Annotated in this window: 17 protein-coding genes; 12 read left to right on the forward strand and 5 right to left on the reverse strand. The window is 38.7% G+C overall.

The window, feature by feature from the left end:
- A partial coding sequence (locus CH365_RS20085) for a polymorphic toxin-type HINT domain-containing protein (protein WP_244282962.1) occupies positions 1–2,044 on the forward strand: 2,044 nt, incomplete at its 5' end.
- Positions 2,037–2,930: a hypothetical protein gene (locus CH365_RS02460; protein ID WP_100767033.1), complete on the forward strand. Its 894-nt coding sequence runs from the start codon at positions 2,037–2,039 to the stop codon at positions 2,928–2,930. The genes CH365_RS20085 and CH365_RS02460, both read left to right, overlap by 8 nt.
- 101 nt (positions 2,931–3,031) lie before the next feature.
- Here CH365_RS02460 and CH365_RS02465 read toward each other — a convergent pair whose 3' ends face one another.
- Positions 3,032–4,165, reverse strand: coding sequence for a hypothetical protein (locus CH365_RS02465; RefSeq protein ID WP_100767034.1), 1,134 nt, complete (start codon positions 4,163–4,165; stop codon positions 3,032–3,034).
- A gap of 275 nt (positions 4,166–4,440) precedes the next feature.
- Here CH365_RS02465 and CH365_RS02475 point away from each other — a divergent pair, with 275 nt between their 5' ends.
- Entirely contained in the window at positions 4,441–4,944 is a 504-nt protein-coding gene (locus tag CH365_RS02475; protein WP_100767036.1) for a hypothetical protein, read from the forward strand.
- On the opposite strand, the gene lsa26 is transcribed toward CH365_RS02475, so the two are convergent.
- On the reverse strand, positions 4,934–5,725 hold the full coding sequence (lsa26, locus tag CH365_RS02480; RefSeq protein ID WP_100767037.1) for a surface adhesion protein Lsa26: 792 nt from the start codon (positions 5,723–5,725) through the stop codon (positions 4,934–4,936). The genes CH365_RS02475 and lsa26 overlap by 11 nt on opposite strands.
- 386 nt (positions 5,726–6,111) lie before the next feature.
- Here lsa26 and CH365_RS02485 point away from each other — a divergent pair, with 386 nt between their 5' ends.
- Genes CH365_RS02485 through CH365_RS02495 form a run of 3 tightly spaced genes read left to right on the forward strand, consistent with a single transcriptional unit; the run spans position 6,112 to position 9,904 of the window.
- On the forward strand, positions 6,112–7,629 hold the full coding sequence (locus tag CH365_RS02485) for a choice-of-anchor D domain-containing protein (RefSeq protein ID WP_100767038.1): 1,518 nt from the start codon (positions 6,112–6,114) through the stop codon (positions 7,627–7,629).
- A 9-nt stretch (positions 7,630–7,638) separates the two neighbouring features.
- Complete coding sequence (locus tag CH365_RS02490) at positions 7,639–9,558, forward strand: S8 family serine peptidase (RefSeq protein WP_100767039.1); 1,920 nt, start codon at positions 7,639–7,641, stop codon at positions 9,556–9,558.
- Complete coding sequence (locus tag CH365_RS02495) at positions 9,548–9,904, forward strand: hypothetical protein (RefSeq protein ID WP_100767040.1); 357 nt, start codon at positions 9,548–9,550, stop codon at positions 9,902–9,904. The genes CH365_RS02490 and CH365_RS02495 overlap by 11 nt, the downstream gene beginning before the upstream one ends.
- A gap of 37 nt (positions 9,905–9,941) precedes the next feature.
- Here the strand turns inward: CH365_RS02495 and CH365_RS02500 are convergent, their stop codons facing one another.
- Together CH365_RS02500 and CH365_RS02505 are read right to left on the reverse strand one after the other, a co-directional pair.
- Positions 9,942–10,973 carry an alpha/beta hydrolase gene (locus tag CH365_RS02500; RefSeq protein ID WP_100767041.1) on the reverse strand — a complete coding sequence of 344 codons (1,032 nt, stop codon included), beginning with the start codon at positions 10,971–10,973 and terminating at the stop codon, positions 9,942–9,944.
- The gene (locus CH365_RS02505) at positions 10,954–12,390 is read right to left on the reverse strand and encodes a flavin-containing monooxygenase (RefSeq protein WP_100767042.1); all 1,437 of its coding nucleotides are present in this window, start codon (positions 12,388–12,390) and stop codon (positions 10,954–10,956) included. The genes CH365_RS02500 and CH365_RS02505 overlap by 20 nt, the downstream gene beginning before the upstream one ends.
- Positions 12,391–12,509: 119 nt before the next feature.
- On the opposite strand from CH365_RS02505, the gene CH365_RS02510 reads away from it, so the two are divergent.
- Together CH365_RS02510 and CH365_RS02515 are read left to right on the forward strand one after the other, a co-directional pair.
- Positions 12,510–14,213 (forward strand): GMC family oxidoreductase, encoded by a 1,704-nt coding sequence (locus CH365_RS02510; RefSeq protein ID WP_100767043.1) that lies wholly within the window; start codon positions 12,510–12,512, stop codon positions 14,211–14,213.
- Positions 14,214–14,242: 29 nt separating this feature from the next.
- Positions 14,243–15,226, forward strand: a complete 984-nt coding sequence (locus tag CH365_RS02515) for a CPBP family intramembrane glutamic endopeptidase (RefSeq protein ID WP_244282963.1) — start codon at positions 14,243–14,245, stop codon at positions 15,224–15,226.
- A gap of 38 nt (positions 15,227–15,264) precedes the next feature.
- Here CH365_RS02515 and CH365_RS02520 read toward each other — a convergent pair whose 3' ends face one another.
- Positions 15,265–16,569, reverse strand: coding sequence for a hypothetical protein (locus CH365_RS02520; protein ID WP_100767044.1), 1,305 nt, complete (start codon positions 16,567–16,569; stop codon positions 15,265–15,267).
- A 218-nt stretch (positions 16,570–16,787) separates the two neighbouring features.
- Between CH365_RS02520 and CH365_RS02525 the strand changes: the two genes are divergently transcribed.
- From CH365_RS02525 to CH365_RS02540, 4 genes are all read left to right on the forward strand, one after another.
- Positions 16,788–18,269, forward strand: coding sequence for an NAD-dependent succinate-semialdehyde dehydrogenase (locus CH365_RS02525; RefSeq protein ID WP_100767045.1), 1,482 nt, complete (start codon positions 16,788–16,790; stop codon positions 18,267–18,269).
- Between the two features lie 127 nt (positions 18,270–18,396).
- The gene (locus tag CH365_RS02530) at positions 18,397–21,552 is read left to right on the forward strand and encodes a SpoIIE family protein phosphatase (protein WP_100767046.1); all 3,156 of its coding nucleotides are present in this window, start codon (positions 18,397–18,399) and stop codon (positions 21,550–21,552) included.
- A 174-nt stretch (positions 21,553–21,726) separates the two neighbouring features.
- Positions 21,727–23,295 (forward strand): methyl-accepting chemotaxis protein, encoded by a 1,569-nt coding sequence (locus tag CH365_RS02535; RefSeq protein ID WP_100767047.1) that lies wholly within the window; start codon positions 21,727–21,729, stop codon positions 23,293–23,295.
- 179 nt (positions 23,296–23,474) lie between these two features.
- Positions 23,475–25,043: a methyl-accepting chemotaxis protein gene (locus tag CH365_RS02540; protein ID WP_100767454.1), complete on the forward strand. Its 1,569-nt coding sequence runs from the start codon at positions 23,475–23,477 to the stop codon at positions 25,041–25,043.
- Positions 25,044–25,050: the final 7 nt, after the last annotated feature.

Genomic DNA, 25,050 nt, shown 5'->3' on the forward strand with positions numbered 1-25,050 from the left:
CCTAAGCACAGACACCGATCAGAAACCTTCCATCTTCATGGGATTCGGTTGTGATATGGGAGAGAACAACTGTGGGGGAGGGGCTGCTAATAAACTTGGACTCGGCGGCTCTTTAACCATCAATGCAGATGGAACAGTCGACCTAGGTGCTGATATTTTAGGAAACCAAGCTTTGGGAATTTCTTTCGATTCTAATAGTAACTCTTGGGGACCGGTTACTGCAAATACGAACTTCGGTAATGATTATACCATTATGACGGCTCAAAATCTGGCTGATAAAGCCAAGAAAGAAGCTCAAATGAAGGTTGCTGGAACCTATGGAGATGTATTAAAAGATCCTAATTTGATTGCGAATAGCGATAGTTTAAAGGCAATTGCGGATAGTTACGGTGTAAAACCGGAAAATCTTCCTGAAGTGATTCAGAATCTTTCTGATACAGTTCGCAATCCGGATGCAGATCCGAATTTACGACAATCGGCTCTCGCTTCCTTGAATGAAATGATGGGTGCAGTTCACAACGAAGCTTATGTGAACGGGAACAAAGGCCTTAAAGATGCGATTAAAAATTCTCCAGCTGTTGCAGCGGTAGATACACAAGGGAAAGATCAGCATGGTTCTGCTGACGATGGTTTTATTAGTCAAATTGGTGACCAAGCTAAGATCTATTTAAACCAAATCGCAGGAAATGCCTTCGGTGATTTTGCTTATATAAATGATAAAGGCGAGGTAGTCTTTAGAAGCTGTTTTGTCGCTGGAACTTTAGTTTGGACCAAAGATGGGCAAAGACCGATCGAGACCATTCAGGTGGGTGATATTGTTCTTTCTTGGGATGAAGAAACTAGCCAGAACGAATATAGGACTGTAACTGAAACTTTCGTAAACCCGACTACTACCATTCTGAAAATTACTTATACAGACGGTACTTCGATAGAAACTACTTGGAATCACCCATTCTATTTACAACAAGGCCTATGGGTGAATGCTAAAGATTTAATGCAGGGCGACTTGTCGGTTACAGCCGAAGGTAAAACCGCAACCATTGCTTCAGTAGTGGAAATTATTCGGAATGATACCGTTTATAACTTCGAGGTAGAAGAAAACCACACTTACTTTGTTTCGAAAGCCGGAGTACTAGTTCATAATTATCAAAAAGAAGGAAGTGAACGTTACCAGCGCATTATCTCAATTATAGAAAACGTTACATTAGCCGGCTCAGACAAAGACAAAATTATGACCATGATATCTGATGGTTCCATTGGCCAAGGAGTAATTGATGCTGCTGATAAACTAATCTTAAAAAATAAATTAGGCAAATTGGGAACCGCGTTAGGTGTTTTAGATAATTTAGCCTCAGCGGGTATGGCTGGAATAACATTGGGCGAAGCAATGACAAGCGCAAGCATGGCCCAAACTCTTTATACAGATATGACCGAGCAATTGAAGGCAGACGGAGTAATTGAGCGAGACGCAAGGCTTGATTCTAGAAATAAGGCTCTTGCCGAAGTTAATAGATTAACAAATCAATTGCAATATGCCAGGACAGAAGCTGAAGCAAGGTCAATTATGGCTGATATTCGCAACAGCAAAATGACTGCTCAATATCATCAGTCACTTGCTGATGCAGCTGGTAATCGCGTCGAGTATATAAATAAACTGTCTACGGCTGTTCAAAACTATGATTTCGAAAGTTTTGAAAAAGGTATGAAAGTCTATATCAACGAGGTGTATAATAATCCTGATTGTGTGGGGGCGGCTTGCGATCGAGGCCAAGGAAGAGCCATTGATGCCGAATTACGTGCTATAAAGAATTTCCATACTGTATTAACGGCAAATCGTTTGGCAAATACTGGATTGAATTTATTTGGAGCCATACCAGGAAATAAAATGTCTTACATTAATAACTTTATGGTGAAAACAGTTAACGGTTATTACACATCCAATGTTATCAATGACAATTGGGACGTAACAGCTGCGTATCGATTGTATAAAAATCTTCGTAATATAAGGATTAACCAATCACCTTACAGTGATCTCTATGAATAGTATCTATTTCAATTTCCATAGAATCATATTATTTTTAATAATTCTCTTTACCCTTTCTAAAGAGGTTTTTCCTAAAAATAACAATGAAATTTACTGTGGCAGCGGCGTTAAGACAATGTATAGCTCCGCAAGCTCTAAATATACTTTACTAGAAGAGGTTGTATCGGCCTCGGAAAAGAAGGTATTATTATGTGATTCTTCATCAAAACTTACTGAAGTAGGCTCTCTTCCTTTTTCTGATTCGCTTGTGGACGGACAGTTCATAATATCCGGCAATAAGCTGAGAAGCTTTAATATAGTTAACGGAAAATTGATCGATATTATAGATTTGTTTGAATGTAAAGCTGGCTTAAAATTATCGATAGTAGCTAGCGGCCCACAGGATGAGATATTAGTTGTATGTGGCATTGAAGGTGAGAATGGCTTTCTTTCCGAAGTTTTGATTTTAAATATAAAATCTGGTAAGGCGCAAGTTAAAAAAGCCATTGCAAGAATGGAGGAAATATACAAGGTCAAATACAGTTCCGGTAAGTATTGGATCCAATATATAGATCGGGTTAGCGATTTTGAAAATACGATAGTACTCTCTCGCAAAGATAAAGGCTTATCTGTCTTTATAAGGGATATAGATGCAATTGGTGATACAATCTTCATTCTTTACGGAGATAACAAACTTCAAAGTTCAGATAAAAAAGGTAAAAATAAAAAGGAACAGCTGTTGCAATTCGATAAAAATTTTCCTGAGAAAATAATCGGCTTCGTGAACATATATCCCATTATTTTATATAATAATTCAGAATCTTTTGAAGTGCGAGACGGTAGATTAATAAATAAAGGAAAATTTTCTCGTTTTATAAGTTTTGCTAATTTTACATATAAAATATAAAGTAATTTAGATATAATTTATTTTTCTTTTGAATCCCAACGGAGCATTAGTAAATAATAGTTTTATTATGTATGCTGAAGGCCAAATACTAAAACTTCAGCTCACTTATCCGTAACCAACGGCATCCCATCATAAGTATAAAAAGTCGGCTCCTTTGACTTAGGATAGCGAAAATAAAATACCCTCCCCATACTCTCGTTAGGTCTTAGGTCAAAAGTTTCGTATGGCTTTTTGAAAAGAAAAAGTTGTTTCGGATCGAATGATATAAATTCTATATGAGATGCCATATTCATAAGTAACCCGGAGGAATCATCTTCGCCGGAAAACATTTCTGTTCCATGAACTTGTTTATATTTCGGCGATAAAGAAAATAGTATTGGGCTCACCTTTGCATTTGCATCGGAAGGGTTTTCGAAGTTTGCCGTTACTTTTATAAAATTTTCTTCCGGGTTTTCTGGATATATGATTCTTATTCTTGGTGGACCGCCTCCACCTGTGAGTTGCATTCTAAAAGAATCAACCCTTTGCAAAGAGGTAATCCTTGCCTGAATTGTCTTTGTCCCAAAATCTAAATTTTTAACCTTTACGATTTTATAATCTGATTGGACGGGTCCTTGGAGTTTTACTATTTGAGGTGATGCTTCTCTAAGCTCACGAACTACTTTCATTATATTGGTAGCAACCATAGATTCTTTTTCGGATGTCCAAAAGAAAGGTAGAAAAAGCCAACCTTGCCAAATTTGTCTGTACACAGTTTCTTTTTCTATTTCAGGTAATGCGATTTCTTCCCCATTTCTATCGTATAAGTTTGCTTTTAAGCGAAAATCTTGAGATTCGAGGCCTGGTAGCAAGAACAAGGTAAAAATAGAAGAATAAAGAGACCAATGTCGTCTATGTGCAAAATGAGAAACGCGTAATACTAAAACGTTCTTCAATTGGCCTTCAAGTTTTGAATATCCGTCAATCTGATGAAAACCGATAAGCTTTATTCCAGAATTAGGATGTATCCTTTTTTCGATATTTTCTTTAACCGTAAGTATACTTTCATTTATATTTAACGAATTGTCAGTTTCATAAATAATAATAATTCCTAACTGAGAAAGATCTGGTTTGTTTTCCGAAATGATACCTTCTCTATCTAATTTTTGAGAATTTCTTAAAATAACAATAGAGCATTTTTGGATAAAGAAAAAGAAAATGAATAATACGAATACAAAGTGTTTAGGAATTTTCATAGGTCGGCTACAATAATCGGCGATTGTTTACACAGAGGAATATTTCGGATATTTATCGAAAAGTTCCAATCAAAAAAGGTTCCCAAAAATTCGATGTTGATGCCAATCCAAGATTTTTTTCGATAGAAGAAAGTTATCCCCAGGGTATACAAGTGTATATACCGATTGGTATACTCTTGCCTAAAAATCTTAGAAACTTATTTCCAAATCGATTTTCTCCGAAATTTTGAAAAAAACCATGTCTCTCGATGTTAATTATTATCGTATAATAGAATATGAGATTCTCGTTCAGACATTTCGTTTATATCCTACTGTTCGTGCTATCTTTTGTAGTGAGCTCGAATTGTGAGGGCGATTTGTACGAGATCCAAGATCCTTCCTTAGGAATGGTAAAAGATGCCGCCTATTATGTGGAGATCCATAAATTGGCGGATACTCGTGATTTGAGAATTTTTGCCGAACCTTCTGATCACAATGTATATGCTCATTTCAATTTGAAAGTTTCTCCTGAACTTTTTCTAAAACAAGGTTGGAAAAAAGGGAATCAGGTCGACGAAAGTTTTTGGAAGGAAGAATTAGCTTGGGATATTTTTCATTTTGGATTGGAAGCTCCGATTGAACTTGCAGATGCAAAAGTTTATATTAGAGAAGATTTGTCGGGGAATTTTTCAGGCAATATAGAGGTACTTGTTTTAACCGGTAACGGAAACGAAGGTTATCTGGTTTGTAAACAATTCACTTCGGATTCTAAATCTTACTTAAGCAATTTTAGTTTTTAGGCTTTTCCTGAGAGCCAGCCGGTTCCTTAAAGTTAATCTCGAATAGATCGTAATGTGACTCTCTGACACCAGTTACAAAAGCAACAGAGACCCCCAGATAATATTTACCGGTATACTTCATCGCTTTCCAAGCGTATTCCGCCATTTCCTCGGAAGTTATGGAGAATGGATGTATTCTTCCTTTAGACTCGTCCATATAAAGGCCTTCGTAGGTCCCTACAATTGTTCCTTTATATTCTAAACTCAGGATTCTTCCCATCACAGAGAAGTTTCTTTTTCCTCCAGTCTTTCGAGTTACCATCTTATCGATCGGCTGAGAAGTATCATGGGCCTGGACCCAAACAGTAATTCGCCCACTGGGATCTTTAATTGGTGTGCTATGAGGTATTATATTTTCTTGATATTGTGCGCCGATTAGTTCTATACTACTGGAAAGAGCAATAGGCTGTATCCTATGGATTCTGAACTGGATGACTATCGTTTGATTCAGATTTTTCATCAGAAAATTCACTACATCTGCATTTTCAGGGCGCACGCTGATATTAGCTTTTTTGCGCATTGGCCTATAACATTCGTCCCTTACCTCGTCACATTCTTCTGCCGGATCGTAGGTAAGAACTTCGATCACACCTTCGTAAGATTCGTAAACGATTCCTCGGCTCTCGAATTGGATTAATTTTGCGACCGTCCAGCCTTCCGAATAGGTTCCGAGCGCAAAAGCGGGGAGATGGAAGAATAAAACCGAAATATATAGAAAGACGGAATATTTTCTGAGGGTCATAAATCTCTATTGGACGAGGTTTTTGGGCTCTTACTACCTATCGGCATTCGCAGAATCCGAGGTCCAAGTATTTTATTCATGTAAGGCGATCTAAAGCAAAATATCGAAATTTTTTCTTTCCAAATTATCACAATCTGATTTCAAAATAATTTGGAATTAAAGGACTCAAAAGGCTCGGATGAGTTTCCACTTATAAGTTCCATTTTTTCAACGTTTTTTAGAGTTATTCTGCCAATTCTTCCTGATTTCAAGATCGTATTTTTCTGGACATACCTTCCTACACATTCGGCAATAGATTAGAGAAATTATTGTCTCTATTTGTTTATAATATCATAACTTATATTGGATTCCCTTTCTAGGAATTTCAACATAATAAGGATTCGAGATTGGGCTCAGGTTATTATCGTTTTATTTTTATCTTATGTGTTTTGGCGGGATTCCTTCCCCAGTTGAATTGTGGAGGAGGGGGAGGGACATCATTACTTCCGATTTTACCTTCTGCCTCGGGTATCAAAGGTTTACATGTATCCGATTCGGAAGGTAAAAGATATTCCTCCGGTTCTACACTTTCCTTAGGTTCAGTTTTAGTTACTTCTTCATCTTCTAATACTTTGAAGATTGAAAATAATGGGAGCTTTACCGTTACTCTGACGGGTAATCCGGACGCGGTCTCTAAAAGTGGAATACATTCTTCTCAATATGTGATCGATTCCCAACCTTCGAGCACCAGTTTAGCGGATGGGGATTCTAGCTCTTTTCAGATCAGTTTTCAACCTAGTTCTGCAGGCGTAAAATCTGCGTACTTGATCATCAATTCGGATGACCCGAATATTGGTACTTATATTTTATATTTGAAAGGGACCGGAACGGAAGCACCTGCTCCCGCAATCCAGGTTTCGGAAAGTGGTTTTAATTTTATCCCGAATGCCCAAACAAATTTTTATGCTTCATCCGGTGAGACTTCTTCAAAAACGATTACTGTTAAAAATAACGGAGATCAAGATTTAGTAATTTCTAATATTTCCTTAAGTGGAACTGATGCTGGCTCATTCGGTGAGAATGGTTCAGCCGTTACGATCTCACCTAAGAAAACTTACGTATTTACGATATCTTTCAGTCCACTTTCTGTTACTACATTTTCCGCTTCGATCTCCATCGATAGCAATGATCCTAATATTTCGAGTTATGCTCTTGGTCTTTCCGGAGTAGGAACTTCTGGAAATGTTCCTGGGATTTCAGTAACGTATTCTGATAATAATAATATCACGAGAGATATTACAAGCGGCACCGGATTTTCTTATTCCTTCGGAAGCGTTTTTCCTGGAGCCGTATCCGCTAGTAGAACAATTACGATTCGTAATTTAGGAAGTTCTAATTTAGATCTATCCGGTACTCCTGTGTCTTTAAGCGGAACTGATCCAGGAGAATTTACGGTGGTTCAGCCTTCTGTTACAAGCCTTGCTCCGAATGCTTCTGCTACATTTTTGATTAAATTTAGCCCGACTAGTTTGGGCTCCAAGTCTGCTACGATTACTTTAACAACGAGTAACGGAAACGGTGGGAATGCTTCTAGTTCTGTTCTGGGCGTTTCAGGAGCGGGTGGAAGAAGGGATATTATCGTAACTTGGGCACATTCTAAAGAGCATGCGGTTCATATGGCTTCGGGTGCTTACAGGGTATGTTATAAAAAAGACTCCGATTTTAGCGCAGAAGGAGCCGGAGTAACCTGCGATGCAGATATTGTATACGCAGGAGATCCTTATACTCCGAATTATAAAACAATTACCGTAAGTTCTGCCGGGACCTGGTATATTCGGGTAAAATCTTTTTCTCAATTTAACCCGACTACTGGATCGGCATTCTCTAAAGCGATCCAAGCAAAAGTAAGTTCTCCAGGATATTAAAGAAATCTTATGAAAAATAAATTCATTCTATTCACTCTCATTTTTTCAATTTTGTCTATAGGTTATCTATTTGCCGAGAAGGAGACAAAAGTAGTCCCTACCTTGTCTAAACTTTTGGATCCAGTGGGGAATACTGATAATAAAAAGTATTATAAAAGAGATTCTAAAATAAAATTCAAATCTTCAGAGATTCTAGTTAAGTTCAAAGACAACGCAGGTGATTCAGTTAAATCTTACGCAGTTAGTTCTTTTAACGGAAAATTATTGAACGATCTAGGTGAGACAGGGATTTCTCAAGTAGAATTAAGAGAAGGCCAGACTGTAGAAGAGGCAGTCGCTGAATATGCAACTCATCCTGACGTAGAATACGTTCAGCCGAATTATATTTATCATGCAAGCCTTGCTCCAAACGATCCAATTTATAATCAGTTATGGGGAATGAACAATACAGGGCAGAGCGTTATAACTTTTACTTACCTCACAAATAATCCTGGAACAAGCAATAGTGACATGAGAATGGAAAGTGCTTGGGATGTGAGCACAGATTGTTCGAACACAATTGTAGCAGTCGTAGATTCTGGAGTGAATTATAATCACGTCGATCTAAATGCAAATATGTGGAGCTCAGCTTCTTGTGTTTCAGATAAGGGAGTTTCTTTAGGCGCATGTTCTAATGGCTGGGATTATGCAGACAACGATTCTAATCCGATGGACTTGAATGGTCACGGGACTCACGTGGCAGGTACGATTGGAGCAAAAGGAAATAACGGTATCGGAGTTGCTGGAGTTTGTTGGACTGCAAAAATTATGGCAGTTCGAGTTCTGGACCAATCGGGTTCAGGTGATACCGCCACCATCATTAAAGGGATTAATTTCGCTGTTCGGAACGGTGCGAAGGTTTTAAATTTAAGCCTGGGTGGTCCGGATTACGATTCCGCGATGCGTTCTGCGATGGCAAATGCAGGTAGTAAGTACGATGCGTTATTCGTGGTTGCCGCCGGAAATGAAAGTAACGATTTAAAATCAGACAATTCTTATCCATGCGAATATGATGAAGCAAATATTTTGTGCGTGGCTGCTTTGGACCAGAAGTTCCAGTTAGCAAGTTTTTCTAATTATGATACTTCTAAAAAGAGAGTGGATATAGGTGCTCCTGGCACAAATATTCGCAGTACTTGGGCAGGAGCGGAAGCGACTTCTTCTTTAGCTTTTGCTAGCTGGCAAACTATAAATATATCGGGAACTTCCTGGGGTTTGGCGAATTGTCCTCCTTCCGTTCTTTACTTATCCATTAGTTGTAGCACTGCACTTGCAGGTACCTCAAGTTTTGGATACTCGTCCAATACGTATTCTGTGCTTTATGCTCCGATCCCAATTTTTTCAGGTGCAGAAGCTGTTACTGCGAGAATGAATTTATATCTAGATACCGAGGCCGGTTATGATGGGCTCAATTTATACGCTTCCAATTCTTCTACTCCTTCGGTTATATTCAGTTCTTTTAATAAAGTAGGAAGTCTTTCCGGAGAACGTAATGGATCGATACTTTCAAACTTCGAAGTGCCGGCGACTAATTGTGCCGGCTCTTCCACTTGTTATTTCGGCTTTGAATTCGTTTCCGATTCCACTATAAATAAAGCTGGGGTAGCTCTTACTCTTTTTAATCTGATTACTTTAGATATTAATGATACAGCTCAATACAATACGATCAATGGAACTTCTATGGCTACTCCCCATGTGGCCGGCATAGCCGCGTTATTGAGATCTTTTAATCCTAAGTTTACTTATTCGGATACGATTAAAGCAATTATTGCAGGCGGTACTGCTACCAGTTCTCTGCAAAACAATACTAAGTATGGAAAGGCTGCAAATGGAAATGGAGCGATCCGGAATTTAGAAGCACCTACGGATCTAAGTGTAGATGTTCCTTAAATCCTTTTTGAAAACGATTTGGGTTTTCGTTTTTATATCGCTGAGTGTTTTCTCTATATTTTCTCAGGGATTTCCTAAGAATCCCCCTTCTGAAAAAGGTAAATATGTGAAGCCCGGTCGGATTGTTCCTAACGAATATATTTTCAAGTTGGTTTCTGGAACTAGTTCGGAGAAGATCAAGGAGTTAGTTCCAAATTCTACAATTCTGAATATAGAAACCATTATGGAAGATACGTACAAGGTTACGTATAAGTCTGACCCCGGTTTAAATCTTTTAAAGGCGGCTTCTTCAAAGTCTAACTTTGTAGAATCAGTTCAACATAATTTAGTATACAAAGCTTTCTAAATATTAGATCTATAAAATACTTTATAAAAAAATAATTCTATTTTCCTGAAAATCCCATCTTGATCCATTGTGCGATTTGGTTTAAGGCATTTTTTGCTTCGGGAACACTTCTTCCTAAATTAAAAAAACCATGAATCAAAGTTTCGTATGTTTTGATTTCCAGTTTTACTTTTGCTTTCCGAAGAAGGTCGGCATATGCTAATCCCTCGTCCTGTAGAGGATCAAATCCCGCGATCAACATATAAGTTTTAGGCGTATGTGAAAAATTCGTTTGTTGAAAAGGTGTGACTCTTGGATCCTTCCAATCTTTTGAATTTGGCACACTATGATATTTGAAATAACGAAGTAGATCTATAGTAAGAGCATATCCATTAGCGAATTCTTCTACACTCTTTCTTTCTTGGGTTAGATCGATCCAAGGATAGATGAGCATTTGAAATTGTGGAAGATTAAGTTTTTCTTTTTTGGCCCGAGTGGAAATAGAGACTGCCAAATTTCCTCCCGCAGAATCACCGCCTACTGCTATCTTTTTCGGATCAATTCCGAGTGCCTTTCCATTCTCTTTAACCCATTTATAAGCTGAGTAAGCATCTTCCCAAGAAGAAGGGTAAATATGTTCAGGGCCTAATCTATAATCGACTGCGAGTATTGCATGACCCGAAGTTTTTGCTAAGTACCTCAGAGGTGGGTCGTGGGACTCCAAATCACCGATTACGAATCCTCCTCCATGAAAATATAGTAAACAAGGTTCTAAATCTTTGGTTATATTAGAAGAATATAATCTTATCTTGATCCTAGACCCTGTTCCTGGAATAGAAAAGTTTTCGACTCTGGCGAGTTCTTCCTTCTCTAAATCAAAAAAACTCATTATATTTTTGAAAAGTTCCCTCGCTTTGGGAGGGGGAAGGTTCTCCGGTTTCGGTTTTATTTTGGCTAAAAGTAGCGCAGTTCGAACCTTCGGATCTAAGGTTCTTCCTCTTTTGATATCCCTTCCAAATACCCTAAGTACTGAATCTGGAAGAGAAAGTAAGGTTCTGGCCGCTAGAGCTTCAAACTTTTGCCAGAGCACTTTTTTTCCTTGGTTCCGATTTTACATTAGAAGAGCTTTGTTTCCCGGATTGTTTGTATTTTGCTTTGGATGGAACAGGTAATGTTTGCAGACTTTTAGAGGCTCTCTTTTTACCTGCTTTTAGTTCCTTCTGCATATAGTATAAAAAGTCCTCGTAATCCACTTGCATCGTGTGTCTGGCAGAAGTTACGTATCTTTTCTTCATTCTTTTTTCGTAATCTTGGATCTGCTTTCGCATTTCTGCAACTGTAGGCAGGCTATAATTTCCAGTCAGATATTCTGCCAGCCATTTTCCTTGGAATTCCGCAAGAGGCATGATGGCTCCTAAAGGCTGGTATAATCCCACAAAAAATAGATTATTTAGATCCGGTTTGAAAGTCCTATGAAATAGAGGAAGATGATTCTCGGGCGCGGAGATAAATTCAGGTTTGAAGAATGGAAACTTAACGTTATATCCGGTGCAATAAATGATCGCATCAATTTCTTCTTCGGAGCCATCGGCAAACTTTACTTTGTTCCCGTTGTATTCTTGGATTACAGGTTTGTATTTGATATCTCCTCTTCCAAGGCGTACTAAAATATCTTGGGAAATGGTTGGGTGAGCTTCTCCAGGTTTATGATCCGGCTTAGGAAGGCCAAAGTCTTCCATCTTTCCTACTCCGATCTTTAACATAGTTCCGAAGAGAAATTGTTTTAACCAGAAAGGTGTTCCAGGAGGAAGTAACTCTGTTTGTTTGTCTAATGGTTTTCCGAAAAGATAATTCGGGATCACCCAAGCACCTCTCCTAGAACTTAAGAAAACTTTTTTTGCAACTCCGGGACGACTTAACTCCACAGAAATATCCATGGCGCTGTTTCCCATACCTAATACGATTACTTTTTTACCGACCAATTGAAGGGGATGTTCAGGATCCACATAGTCGTGAGAATGTATTATTTTTCCGTTAAATTTACCAGGGAAGCCAGGCTCAGGCCAACGCGGAGACCAATGATGGCCGTTTGCTACAATGACAGCATCGTAAAATATTTTCTCTCCCTTTTCGCTAGTAACTAAATAAGTTCCGTCGTCTTGAGGTTCTATTTTTGCGACACCATTTTTGAATTTTATATTTTTACGAAGTCCGAAGTGCTCCACATAATCCACGAAATATTTTTGTATAGGTTCATGATTCGGATAATCCGCATACCAATCCGGCATAGGATAATCTCTGTATTCCATTCTATCTCTATGAGTATTGATATGTAGTGATTTATAAATATTACTCAGACCGTTGTCGTTTTTATATCTCCAGTTACCTCCTACATCGCTTCCTTTTTCGTAGCAGTCGTAAGGGATTCCTTTGTCCTGAAGTGATTTACAAACAGTGATTCCACTAGAGCCAGCGCCAATAACGCAGACTTTCGGCAACTCTTGCATATAGTGCTCCGATTTTTTTATGAGAATTATAAAACGAATTAGTAGTAGAAGTTTTTCGAACGCATAGTCAAGTCCGAAAATGGATTGAGTTAATAAATCGATATGTTTAGGTCGGACTTATGAAGACAGAAGAGAAAACAAACGTTCATTTTGATTACGACTATATCATAGTAGGTTCCGGGTTTGGTGGAAGTGTTTCTGCCATGAGATTAAGCCAAAAAGGGTATTCTGTCTTAGTGATCGAATCCGGAAAAAGATGGACTGCAAAAGAATTTCCTAAAACGAATTGGTCGGTTCATAAATATTTATGGATGCCTAGATTAGGTTTTTACGGGATCCAAAGATTGAATCTTTTAAAAGACTTTTTTCTAGTCAGCGGTGCGGGAGTTGGCGGAGGCTCTTTAGTGTATGCAAACACACTTTACGTTCCTTCGGATAAAACATTAAATCATCCTACGTATAAAAAGATTGGTGGTAAGGATGGAATGCTTCCTTTTTACAAGGTAGCTTCCAGAATGTTAGGAGTAGTTCAAAATCCTCACTTAGACGGATCGGATGCCGTCTTAAAAGAAATCGCACAAGAAATGGGAAGAGGAGAAACTTTTTCTGCAACTCCAGTTGGAGTATTCTTCGGAGAAAAGCCGGGACAAACAGTAAAAGATCCGTATTTCCTGGGCGAAGGTCCCGAAAGAACTACCTGCAATCTTTGCGGAGGATGTATGGTAGGATGCCGTTTTAATTCTAAAAACACATTAGATAAAAATTATCTATTCTTTGCGGAAAAATTGGGAGCGAAAGTCCTTCCTGAAACGAAGGTAACGGATTTAGTTCCGTTAAATGAAAGAGGAGAAACCGATCCGAATGCGAGCGGCGAATTCGGTTACCAACTTTCTACTCGATCTACTACCGGTTGGTTCGGAACTCCTAAAAGAAAATTTAAAGCCAAATCTGTAGTACTTTCTGCGGCAGTGATGGGAACAGTAGGATTACTTTTACGCTCCAGGGAAGCAGGAAATATGAAACGACTCTCCACTCGTCTGGGAGATGAGGTTCGTACGAATAGTGAAACAGTTTTAGGAGTTACTAAGTTTGGAAAGGATGTGGATTTTTCTAGAGGAGTTGCGATTACTTCTTCCATTCATCCGGACGAACATACTCATATAGAACCTGTGCGTTATTCCAAAGGTTCCGACTTTTTTGGAACTCTTGCGAGCGTATTGACTGATGGCGGTGGTTTCTTTCCTAGACCTTTTAAATATTTTTTTACAATGTTCACTCAGCCAATTTATTTTTTGAAAGCATCTTGGCCTTTCGGCTTTGCTAAAAATTCTCTTATTCTTCTAGTCATGCAAACCTTGGATAATAAAGTAAAGCTGGTTAGAAAAAGAAGAATGTCCTGGCCTTTCGAGAAGTCCATGACTTCAGCTATCAGTTCAGGCGAGAAGGTGCCTTCTTATATTCCGATCGCAAACCAGACCGCAAGAAAGATCGCGAAAAAGATAGGAGGAATTCCTAGAAGTTCTTTAAACGATGTCCTCCTGAATGCTCCTATCACTGGGCATATTATGGGCGGTTGTGTAATGGGTTCGGATCCGGAAGAAGGTGTGATCGATTTCGAGAATAAAGTCTACGGTTATAAAAACCTAAGGGTTTGTGATAGCTCAATGATCCCTGTAAATTTAGGAGTGAACCCTTCTCTTTCAATTACTGCTATGACGGAAAGAGCGATGTCCATGATCCCTCCAAAAAAAAACAAGGCGGTCTCTAGTTTCGAGTTCGAGAAAGAATTTGGGATCGCATCAGTGGTCTTTCCTAAAATTTGATCTGAAAACGATAGACCTCGGCCCTATTAATGGAAATTCTCTCCGAATCGGGCATCACCGATCCGGAGAGAATTTTGGGCTTATTAAAAGAAAGTTTAAAGGATTTTTTTCAAACCAAAAAGGATTGGATCTCTTTTGCAGGAGTGCTCCTTCTATTTTTAATTTTCTGGTCTTATAATTATTCCTCTCGATTTGTTCCACTTTTCACGCAGGCTTTAAAAGATAATCAGATCGGTTTAAGTCTTTTTTACTTTTTATTCTTCGCTGCAGGAGCTTTGGTTATCTACCCGATATCTCTTGCAGTTTATGGAAAGTTAAACGAGTTCAAACCTTCGGTTCCTTTGATCCTAGGATTTGTAACCGTTCTTGCGATTGTTTGTTCAGCAAGGATTCGAGACTCAGAACTGTTTAATTGGGTTCCTTCTGCTTCCGTAGGGATTGCAATGCTTACGGTGAACTACCTCGGGACAATTCTTGCATACACTGCATTACCTTTGGTTTGGATCATTCTCCGCAAAAATTCTTCGGACAGATTTTTAGGTTTAAATAAATCCCCAAAGTTGGAAGAAGTATTCTTTTTACTAGGATTGATGCTCCCGGTAATTGCGATCGCATCTTTCTCTCTTTCTTTCCTTTCCGTATATCCACGATTTGCAGGAAGAATGTCCGATGGTTATTTGATCTATCCACCTGCTTTGTGGATCATTCTATTCGAGATTTCCTATGCGGCAGACTTTGCTGTTTTGGAAACTTTCTTTAGAGGATTTATGGTTTTTCCTCTGGCGTCGAGAGCGGGGAGTAAACCTGCAGTTTTAGCTATGGCATTCATGTATGGTCTGCTACATTTTACCAAACCCCAATTCGAAGCATTAGGTTCTTTTTTTGGAGGTTTTATTTTAGGAATGATCTCTTATCGGACCAAATCGGTATATGCAGGAATTTTGATACATATAGGGATTGCGTTGGCAATGGAGCTTGCAGCCACTTTACAATTTTTGTATTTTATGGACTAAATATTCTCCGGCTCGGTTGAACCGGAGAATTGGAAATTTCAGATACGAATCGTGTATCCGATATTGTAGAAGAAGATCACATGAACTATATGTTGCTGTTGGTAATGGTCAACCAAAGCCCTTTTTACCGCAGGATCATCCGATAAGGAAGAGATATAGTCGATGATAAGCTCATTCTTATATCCGTAAGCTTTAGAAGGATCGATCGTTAATCCGTCGTTAGCATTACTATCAGGATATACACCTATATTCGGAGTATAAGTTGCGTTATCTACCAAGGCGGGCGTGGCTCTATACATCATATTCGCAGCGAAGAAAAACTTTCCATAATCGAATTGGAGTCTAGGACTAATATCGCTGATCCCTTTTTTTCGATCGGTATTATCGTTCACTTCCGCATAACCTACCACTAAGCTAGGAGTAATCCTGAAAGTTTCTCCTTTAAAAAATTCATGAGAAACGGTTAAACGATAGTTATGAGTTCCTTGGAAAGTCCCACCGTAATCGTTTAACATTTTATTATTAATCGAGAACTGAGGATTCAACCATTCCCAAAAAGGAGCCTTCCATCCGATCACCCAATATCCTCTCATTACATAAGCTGGATCGTTTTGGTTGATGAATAAAAATCCAGCAGAGAATGTTCCTAATCTAGTCTCATGATCATACATCGCTCTAGTGAACAGATAATCGTAAAGGCCGTTCTTTTCTTTTCTGGTTTTTACTTCATTTGGATCGAACTGTAAGGTTCCGGTTGCAATAGACTTATCCAACAGATACGTTTGATCGGGACCTCCCGGTGTGGATTGTAATCTCAGGTCCGTATCGGTATTACTCCTATCTACTAGCGGATTCATCATGGTGAGCCCAAGCTTAAACGGTTTAGGCAAACCTAATACTTCCATACTAGTAGTTAGAAAATAGGCCTCATAATAATCTTTATAAGAGGTTCCGTTCCTTCTCGCTTGTCTTTCTCCGAATAGATCGGAACCTTGAAAGGCTCCGTCATTAGAGAAAGATTGAGAAAGTAGAATTGAATGTTCTGGAAGTGTATCCTTAGGAGAAGGTGCCTTGACCGCTCCCGTTGGAACACTTTCGTCGGAAGCAAATTCCGGCACTGTGTCAGGAGCATCTTCCGTTATTTGTTTTATTTTATCCTTTCGGATTCTGTATATGACTCCGTCCGGATCGACCACCTCTATCTCGGTTTCCGTTTCTTTTTGTACGGAAACTTTTTTGAAAATACGACCCGCGTTCATTTGGATCGTTACTGCTAAAATTGTTTCGAGAGGGAAAGTGAGGATCAGTAGGAGGATTGAGGAAATACCTAAAATTCTTCCCATATGACCATTATCCGAAATTGGGTGAGTTCCTTCAATTCACATACATTTGTAATCATTTATTTACTAATCTATTTGCTGATGTATAACATTCTTTATTTTCACAAAGAACGCGAACTTTTCCCAAGTTTATAAGTCCCACGAAGATTTGATCTTTAAACTAATTTGCTTTTTTTGACGGATCAAAATTCGGTTTTCAGTAAGGGCTCAAAGATGTATGTATGGAGAAAGGGCTTCTTTCGGGCAAAAATATGATCCAACTCAATCGACCTTCTCTATTCAAAAATTCTAATTTTTATTCGGGCGAATGGAAAACTTTTTCCAAAGTTATACCTGTATTCGATCCCGCAACTGGGCAAAAAATTGGCGAAGTACCCGACCTTCCCAGGGAAGAAGTGAGAAAGGCTTTGGAATTTGCGGAGAAGTCCCAAAAAAATTGGGCCAAGACGATTCCAAAACAGAGAGCCAGATTTCTTAGGAACTGGGCGGATCTAATGATCCAAAACAAAGAAGACCTCGCAAAAATTATGACTTGGGAACAAGGAAAACCTTTGGCGGAATCGAGAGGCGAGATAGATTACGCAGCTTCTTATTTGGAATGGTTTTCGGAAGAGGCAAAACGAGCGTACGGAGATCTGATCCCCACTCATAGAAAAGAAGTCCGATTGATGGCTTGGAAAGAACCTGTGGGGGTCACTGGGATTTTAACTCCTTGGAATTTTCCTTCTTCCATGATTACTCGGAAGATAGGACCGGCACTTGCAGCTGGATGCGTTGTTATCTCTAAACCTTCCGAATTAACTCCTTATTCCGCAATCGCGTTAGCTGTTCTTGCAGAAGAAGCCGGAATCCCTTCGGGAGTTTTCCAGGTGGTTACGGGGCAACCTGAGCCGATCGCAAATGAATTTTTAGAAAATAAGATTGTTCGTAAGATTAGTTTTACGGGTTCCACAAGAGTGGGAAAAATCCTTTTGGAAAAATCTGCGAGTCAAGTAAAAAGAATTTCCTTAGAATTAGGAGGAAACGCTCCTTTTATAGTATTCGCTGACGCTAACATAAAAGAAGCAATACGAGGGGGAATCGCATCAAAATTTCGTAATGCAGGTCAGACCTGTGTTTGTACGAATAGATTCTTAGTAGAGGAAAAAGTCGCAGAAGAATTTGCTTACGGTTTAGCGGAAGAAGTTTCCAAATTTAAAGTAGGCAACGGTTTTGAAGATGGAGTTAATATTGGTCCTTTGATCCATTCTGCCGCAGTTAAAAAAGTGGACTCACATTTAAAAGACGCAATCGAAAAAGGAGGAAAACTTTTGATCGGAGGTAAACCTCATTCTCTGGGAGGAAACTTTTACGAACCGAGCGTTCTCTCGGGAATCTCCGAAAAATCATTATGTTTTCAAGAGGAGACCTTCGGTCCTCTTGCACCAATCAAAAGTTTTAAAACGGAAGAAGAAGCATTACAAATTGCAAATTCAAGTGATGTAGGTTTGGCATCTTATGTGTATACAAACGATCCCGCACGGATTTGGAGAATTTCAGAAGCCTTGGAAGCCGGGATGGTTTCTGTAAATGAAGGTATTTTATCTACCGAACAAGTGCCTTTTGGCGGAGTAAAAGAGTCCGGCATGGGCAGAGAAGGCTCCAAATACGGAATCGAAGAGTATCAGGAAATAAAATATGTCTGTTGGGGCGGGCAATATTAACTGGTAAAAACTTCGAATTCGCATTGTTAGTTTTGTAAAAAAATTTTCGTCTTCTGAGTTCGGACTTCTTTTCGCATTTTCCTTGACGAAGCGGTCCTTCGGATCAATTTCTTAGGCTGCTCTTTTTATGGACCCTTTTTATTTTAATTTCTATTTTTTCGGATCCTTACTCGCTTCATTATTCTCTTTGTATGTATCCTTTTTCTTTCTGACCATCAAGGACAGAAGTAGGGCTGCATTTCATCTAGGCCTTTCGAGTTTATCCACCACCATATTTCATTTTGGATATTTAGTGGCGTTCTGTTCTCCTGAAGAGTGGACAATCTTTCACAGATGGATCGTGATCCCTTTTCCTATGGTGGGTTATACTCAGCTTTTTATCTTTTTCTTCTATTTCCCTACTCCTAAAAGAGAAAAGTTAGGACTCATTTTGTATTCGGTCTTGTATGCGGGAGTTATCACTTTAGCGATCTTCTATATTATTCTTTCCTTAAAGTCCACTCGAAGTTTCGTGATGGGGAGCCATTATTGGGATTTTGAAACTCATTTATTCTATAAAATTTTCTCTCTTATAGTTTTTCTTTATAACTTCATCTTTTTGATTGCAGCGATTTGGAGAGCGATCGTAGAAAAAGGGGGAGAGAGAAGGTCCGTCATTTATATCACGGTCGCATATCTGACCATCACACTAATACCAGGTATTACGAATGCTTTAAGTAGAGAAGGGACAGTTTCTAGAGCGGTTTATCAGCAAACAGCAGACATTCTTCTTGTAGCCGGTTTATTCTTAATACTTATCGTTTATGTAAACGCGACCAAAGAAAGAACCACGATCTTGAGTAGGATTGTGGGAGTCAGTATGGCCACTTTTCTTCTCGCATTCCAGCTGGTAGGATTTGCCATATTAAATGGATACGATTCTTCTTTCGATTTGATTAAAAAAGAAGAAGCTAAACTTGTCGTTTTACAAGGAGAAAGCCCAAACGGATTCGCATATCTGACTTCTTTCGATCCGAATGAAAATAGTTTTCGAACTGAGAGAGGTTTTAAGGATCCGAGATTTGATTCAGAAGATAGACTAGAGATCCGGTTCTTTTATATTTCTAAAAATCTTACAAGTTTAGGAAGCCTCCCTGCTAAAGTTAGATGGGAAAAATCCAAAACAATTTTGGAAAATTCTCCTAAAGAATTTTATGCGTACCAAGAAGGGCTAAAACAATTTTTAGAATCGAAAGCGACTGATTCGGTTTCGGACGAAGATATTCGCGATTTTTTCAGACATCTTAACAAAAGACTAAAAGTAGTACGAAGTAAATATTCTCATTTGGCTTCTAAGTCGGACGCCCCTGCAATTTATAAAATTTTAAAATCAGAAGAAGTGGGTCTTTCCGGAATTTTAGAAAAAGTAAGAGTGAATACCGAAGCGGATCTTAAGGCGGATATATCCGAGTCCGATTTGGATAAAACGGTCCTTCTTCCTTTATCTCCGATCCGGGAAGTGGGCGAAAGGATTTATAGAGGAACAAAATACTATAAAGTAGGAGATGAAAAGCCTCAGTACTACGTTTCGTATTTGGTAGTGCACCCTATTAATGGAAACGTGTACGAAGTAGGTTTCACATATAAATCCTTCCGTGCCTTTATACATGAACCTGCATTAATTTTAGTCGTATGTTTACTTGCGATCATGCTAGTGATCAGTATAGGATTCAGATTTTTCTTCCAAAACGCTCTTATTAAACCTATGGACGAAGTAGTAATAGGTTTAACTGAAGTAAATTCCGGAAACTTGGATTATAGACTTGAACCAAGGGTAGAAGACGAGATCGGATTTATTGCCAGATCTTTTAATAGAATGGCAAGGTCTATCCAATCTGCCCGCAAAAGATTAGAACAATATGCTAATGAGCTAGAAGAAAAAGTGAAAGAGAGAACCAAGGAATTGGAACAAACCTTGGGAGAAGTGCAAGAGCTCAAACAACAACAGGACGGAGACTATTTCTTAACCTCTCTTTTGATCAAACCTTTAGGTGCGAACAAAGCAGTCCATGAAAACGTAAAGGTAGACTTCCTACTAGAACAAAAGAAAAAATTCACATTCAGAAGATATCACGATGAGATCGGCGGGGACTTAAATATATCCAATCATATCGATTTGAATGGTAGATCTTATACAGTGTTCTTGAATGCGGATGCTATGGGCAAATCCATGCAAGGAGCGGGGGGAGCATTGGTCTTAGGATCGGTTTTCGAATCGATCATAGAAAGAACTAGGTTAGTAGATATTATGAAAAACCAATCTCCAGAACGTTGGCTAAAGAACGCATTTACGGAGTTACATAAGGTTTTTGAAAGTTTTGACGGGTCTATGTTAGTTTCTTCTGTAATGGGGCTCGTTGACGATGAAGTTGGTATTTTATATTTTATTAATGCAGAACATCCTTGGACAGTATTATACAGAGATGGAATTGCGAGTTTTATAGAAGACGAGCTGATGTTCCGAAAACTCGGAACTACAGGAATGGAAGGTCGTATTTATATTAAAACATTCCAATTAGAGCCTGGAGATGTGATCATTGCAGGCTCTGACGGTAGGGACGATATTCTAATTGGGACAGATCAAGATGGGGGAAGGATTATCAACGATGACGAAAAACTTTTCCTTAGACTTGTGGAAGACGGTAAAGGGCATTTAAATGGAATTTATGATTGTATCGTTGGAAAAGGTCCTCTTACTGACGACCTTTCTTTGATCCGACTTTCTTTTAAAGAAGCGGATTCGGAACAAAAACTTCACGATGAACAGAAACAAAAAATAAAAGACCTACTTCATAAAGCTAAGGAAACTTCTCAAAACAAAGACGTGGCAGAAGCCATTACTTATTTGGAAGAAGCGGAGACATTGGACAGTCGTATCCCTGAAGTGAAAAAAAACTTCGTAAAGTTATTCTTAAAACTCAAGGATTATACCAAAGCAGCACATTACGCAGAAGACTATCTCAACCTTAAGCCTGTAGATAAGGAAATTTTATACGTAGCTTCTTTCTCCGCAAGAAAGGCGGGACAATTAAAAAAGGCTCTAGACTTCGGGGAAAGATTAAGACTGAGAGAACCGGATCATTTTAAGAACCTTATGAACCTGGCTCAGGTATATATCGCTTTAAAAAATTATGAAAGAGCAATGTATATGATCCAATCTGCTCTACATTTAGAGCCTGAAAACGAGGCTGTACTCAGGATTAGAGACGTTCTTAGGAAAAATTGGAATCCGAAAGACCAGTAAATTTCTCCCGCTTTTACGGAACCCTCGTCACTTTTTGATATATAAATTCTTTAGATATTTAGTATAAATGTGAGTTTTTGCTCACTTTATAAAAAATGTATCGATTCTCTCAGGTTTCGATCTGAACATAGGGCATTCTTTCTATAAAACCAAAATGTACTTCGGAGGTCGTTAATGGACAACGAACGGACTACTGAAAAAATAGCGGCTCTCGGTCCTTTAACTATCGGAAGGATACGGATCGGACTGGTTTTCTTATTTTTAGCCTCATTGGCAGCTTCTTGGGAGCAAAGTACCTTTGAACAGAATATGGCTTACTTGGGCGGGACGATCTCGATGGCGATTGTTTCGTTTGTGAATTTATTATATTCTTTTCGAAGAGGAACAATTCCTAAACAAATCGGAATGTATTCAGTTCTTTCCGATATAATAATTCTTGCATGTGTGATGTTCTTTGCCGCGTCCACAGAAAAGAATATGTCTTCCGGAATAATAAGACAGATCATATTATATGCGATTAACGTAATATTTATTGTATATTCCGGATTACTTCTTAGCCCGAAATTCGTAATTTTAGCCGGATTTGTATCTGCTGTCTCTCAAGGCATCGTCATATTGAATTGTTATCTTCACGGTGTTGTATTTTCGGAAGAACCTTTAGAAGTACTTTCTCCAGGATTCGCTTCGATTTCCGAACAAATACTGAAATTGATCTTCCTTATCGTGATCTCGTTTATAGTAAAAAGTGTGATTAATATTTTCTCACTTTTGCGAGGCGCGGAAGAGGAAAAATTAGCCACGATCATAATTTCCGGAAATGAATTGAAAAAGAGTAAAGGAAAAATGGATTCTGCAGCCGTTTCTTTAAGGGAAAAGTCTAGGTCTTTACGGAATTTTTCTAACGAATTTTTCGATGTAATTAACAATCATGCAGCATCGTTCGATGAAATAGGGAGTACGCTCGGTGAATTTTTATCCCAGATAGAGAGTGCTGCCGCAACTGTAAAAGATCAATTCGGGAGAATAGAACAATTAGTGAGTAAAAGCCAAAGTCTCAGATCTATGATCGATAAGATTGCAGATTATTCTTCTGAACTAAATGAACGCATTCACTCCGTTCAAGGTACAAGCAAAGAAGTTACTAAATTTGTTTCCGGTCTTTCCGACTCTTTAGAATCTCTGGGGGAGTCGTTTCGATCTGTCGGAGAAGTTACGGAAATTATGGCTGAAGTTGCAGACCGTACTAATTTACTTTCTTTGAATGCTTCTATAGAAGCCGCGAGAGCAGGAGCTGCAGGTAAAGGTTTCGCAGTCGTTGCTACGGAAGTTTCGAAGCTTGCAGAAAGTAGCGGTCAGAACGCCGCTCGAATCTCAAAGATTATCGGAGAATCTAATAAGTATGTTGCTAACGGAAGAAATACCGCTTCAGTCACGACAGAGAAAGTAAGGGACCAAGAGAATCAGTTTACGGCTTTTATGGCAAGATTTAACGAGTTAAATGTACTTTTGGAAAATCAGATTAAGATAAACGACGAATTTCTTTCCAGTTTATCAGAATTGCGAAAACTTTCCGCTGGAATAGAGACTTCTTCCAATGAACAAAATACAGGAGCTTCCATGATCATGGTAGCAATATCGGAGTTGCAAAGTTCAATGGATTCTTTATTAAGAAAAAGCGAACTTTTATCAGACACGATTAGGGTTTTGGAAGAAGAAGCAGAGCTTCTCGCGATGGAAAATTGATATATTGTGATATATCGAATAAGCCGCTGAAATCTATTTCGGTTTTTTAAACCATTGCGTTAACTTTCTTTTGCAATAAATTTTCCACGAATAAATTGTGAAAAAGGATCGATTTATTCACCCTTTTGCCGTCTTGGATATTAAAGAATAAAAATATTCTTAAGGCGGGTTTTTCTAATATGGCGACACGTTCCGAAACGGAGAAAATTCTCGCTCAAGGTCCGGTAACGATCAATCGAATACGATTCGGACTAACATTGCTCTACTTTGCCTCTATCGCAATGGGATACAAAAGAAGTACCCTATTCCAAAACTCGCTCTATATTCTTGGCACCTCGGCTATGGTGATATACGTCACCTACTCATTTCTCAAAACTAGGTTTGGGAGCGGAGTGTCTCCTTTTTTAGGAAAAGTCTTTATAGTAACCGACGTTGTAGTCCTTTGTTTGGTAATGATCGGTGCGACTACCGAGGATGCTAAACTTGCTTCGAATGTTATCAAGCAGGTTGTACTCTATACAATTAACGTTATTTATATCGTGTATGCGGGGCTTCTTCTCTCTCCTCGATTCGTATATTTGACCGGATTTTTAACCATCATTTGTCAAAGTTTAGTAACCGTGAACGCTGCTAATACCGGAGTTATCTTTACTGAGGATAGTATCGTTTCCATTACTCCCGGTTATGCTGCTATGTCGGAACAGATTACTAAGATGTTATTCTTAATGACCACCGCATTCATCGTTGTTGCGGTGATTAAAATTTTTCTGCAGTTAAAGAGTGTAGAAGAGGAAAAATCCCAAGCCATCGAAAAATCCAAAGAAGATCTTGAGCAGGGTAGGGTCAGAATGACCGAATCCGCAGTTTCTTTGAGAGAGAATTCCAAAAAATTAAAAGATTTCTCCGATGATTTTTCTGAGGTAATCAGTAATCATGCCGCTTCTTTCGAGGAGATCAGTTCTACTATGGAAGAATTTTTAGCACAGACGGAACAATCTGCGGAAACAGTAAAAGACCAATTTACAAAGATAGAAGGTTTATTAGGAGAAAGTAGAAATCTCAACACTTTGATCGATCGTATTTCCGGGCATTCCAGTGATCTGAATCGGAATATGGATATAGTCTTGGATGCAGGAAAAGCGGTAAGCGAATTCGTGGATGGTCTTAGAACTTCTTTAGAATCTTTGGGGAGTTCTTTCCGCTCAGTTGGAGAAGTAAACCAGATCATGTCGGATGTCGCTGATAGAACAAACCTTCTTTCTTTGAACGCATCTATTGAAGCGGCGAGAGCGGGGGTCGCAGGAAGAGGATTTGCGGTGGTCGCTACGGAGGTTTCAAAACTTGCAGAAAGTAGTTCCGAAAACGCAGATCGTATTTCTAAAATTATAAACGAAAGTACAAAGTATGTCCAAGACGGACAAAAATCTGCTCATACTGCGAATGAAAAAGTGAAGGAACAAGATACTTTGTTCACAAACTTTTTAGATAGTTTTAAACAATTAAATCAATTATTGAACGAACAAAAAATAGTGAACGAACGTTTTTTGAACAGTCTTTCAGTTTTAAGAAATTTATCTTCTGATATTGAAACAGCTTCTAAAGAACAGTCGTTAGGAGCCAATGCAATCATGACGTCTGTATCTTCTTTGCAAAGTTCTATGGATTCTTTGTTGAATAAGAGCGAAATGTTGGCGGAAACCATCAAAATTTTGGAAACTGAAGCCCAAACATTGGCTTCGAAAGGATAGTTATCCT

The sequence above is a fragment of the Leptospira neocaledonica genome (assembly GCF_002812205.1).
Taxonomy (GTDB): domain Bacteria; phylum Spirochaetota; class Leptospiria; order Leptospirales; family Leptospiraceae; genus Leptospira_B; species Leptospira_B neocaledonica.

Coding starts and splice junctions, on each gene's coding strand:
- CH365_RS02505 (WP_100767042.1), bottom strand. CDS start 12,390: ATGCAAGAGTTGCCGAAAGTCTGCGTTATTGGCGCTGGCTCTAGTGGA.
- CH365_RS02495 (WP_100767040.1), top strand. CDS start 9,548: ATGTTCCTTAAATCCTTTTTGAAAACGATTTGGGTTTTCGTTTTTATA.
- CH365_RS02475 (WP_100767036.1), top strand. CDS start 4,441: ATGAGATTCTCGTTCAGACATTTCGTTTATATCCTACTGTTCGTGCTA.
- CH365_RS02465 (WP_100767034.1), bottom strand. CDS start 4,165: ATGAAAATTCCTAAACACTTTGTATTCGTATTATTCATTTTCTTTTTC.
- CH365_RS02490 (WP_100767039.1), top strand. CDS start 7,639: ATGAAAAATAAATTCATTCTATTCACTCTCATTTTTTCAATTTTGTCT.
- CH365_RS02510 (WP_100767043.1), top strand. CDS start 12,510: ATGAAGACAGAAGAGAAAACAAACGTTCATTTTGATTACGACTATATC.
- CH365_RS02460 (WP_100767033.1), top strand. CDS start 2,037: ATGAATAGTATCTATTTCAATTTCCATAGAATCATATTATTTTTAATA.
- lsa26 (WP_100767037.1), bottom strand. CDS start 5,725: ATGACCCTCAGAAAATATTCCGTCTTTCTATATATTTCGGTTTTATTC.
- CH365_RS02530 (WP_100767046.1), top strand. CDS start 18,397: ATGGACCCTTTTTATTTTAATTTCTATTTTTTCGGATCCTTACTCGCT.
- CH365_RS02525 (WP_100767045.1), top strand. CDS start 16,788: ATGGAGAAAGGGCTTCTTTCGGGCAAAAATATGATCCAACTCAATCGA.
- CH365_RS02515 (WP_244282963.1), top strand. CDS start 14,243: ATGGAAATTCTCTCCGAATCGGGCATCACCGATCCGGAGAGAATTTTG.
- CH365_RS02535 (WP_100767047.1), top strand. CDS start 21,727: ATGGACAACGAACGGACTACTGAAAAAATAGCGGCTCTCGGTCCTTTA.
- CH365_RS02540 (WP_100767454.1), top strand. CDS start 23,475: ATGGCGACACGTTCCGAAACGGAGAAAATTCTCGCTCAAGGTCCGGTA.
- CH365_RS02520 (WP_100767044.1), bottom strand. CDS start 16,569: ATGGGAAGAATTTTAGGTATTTCCTCAATCCTCCTACTGATCCTCACT.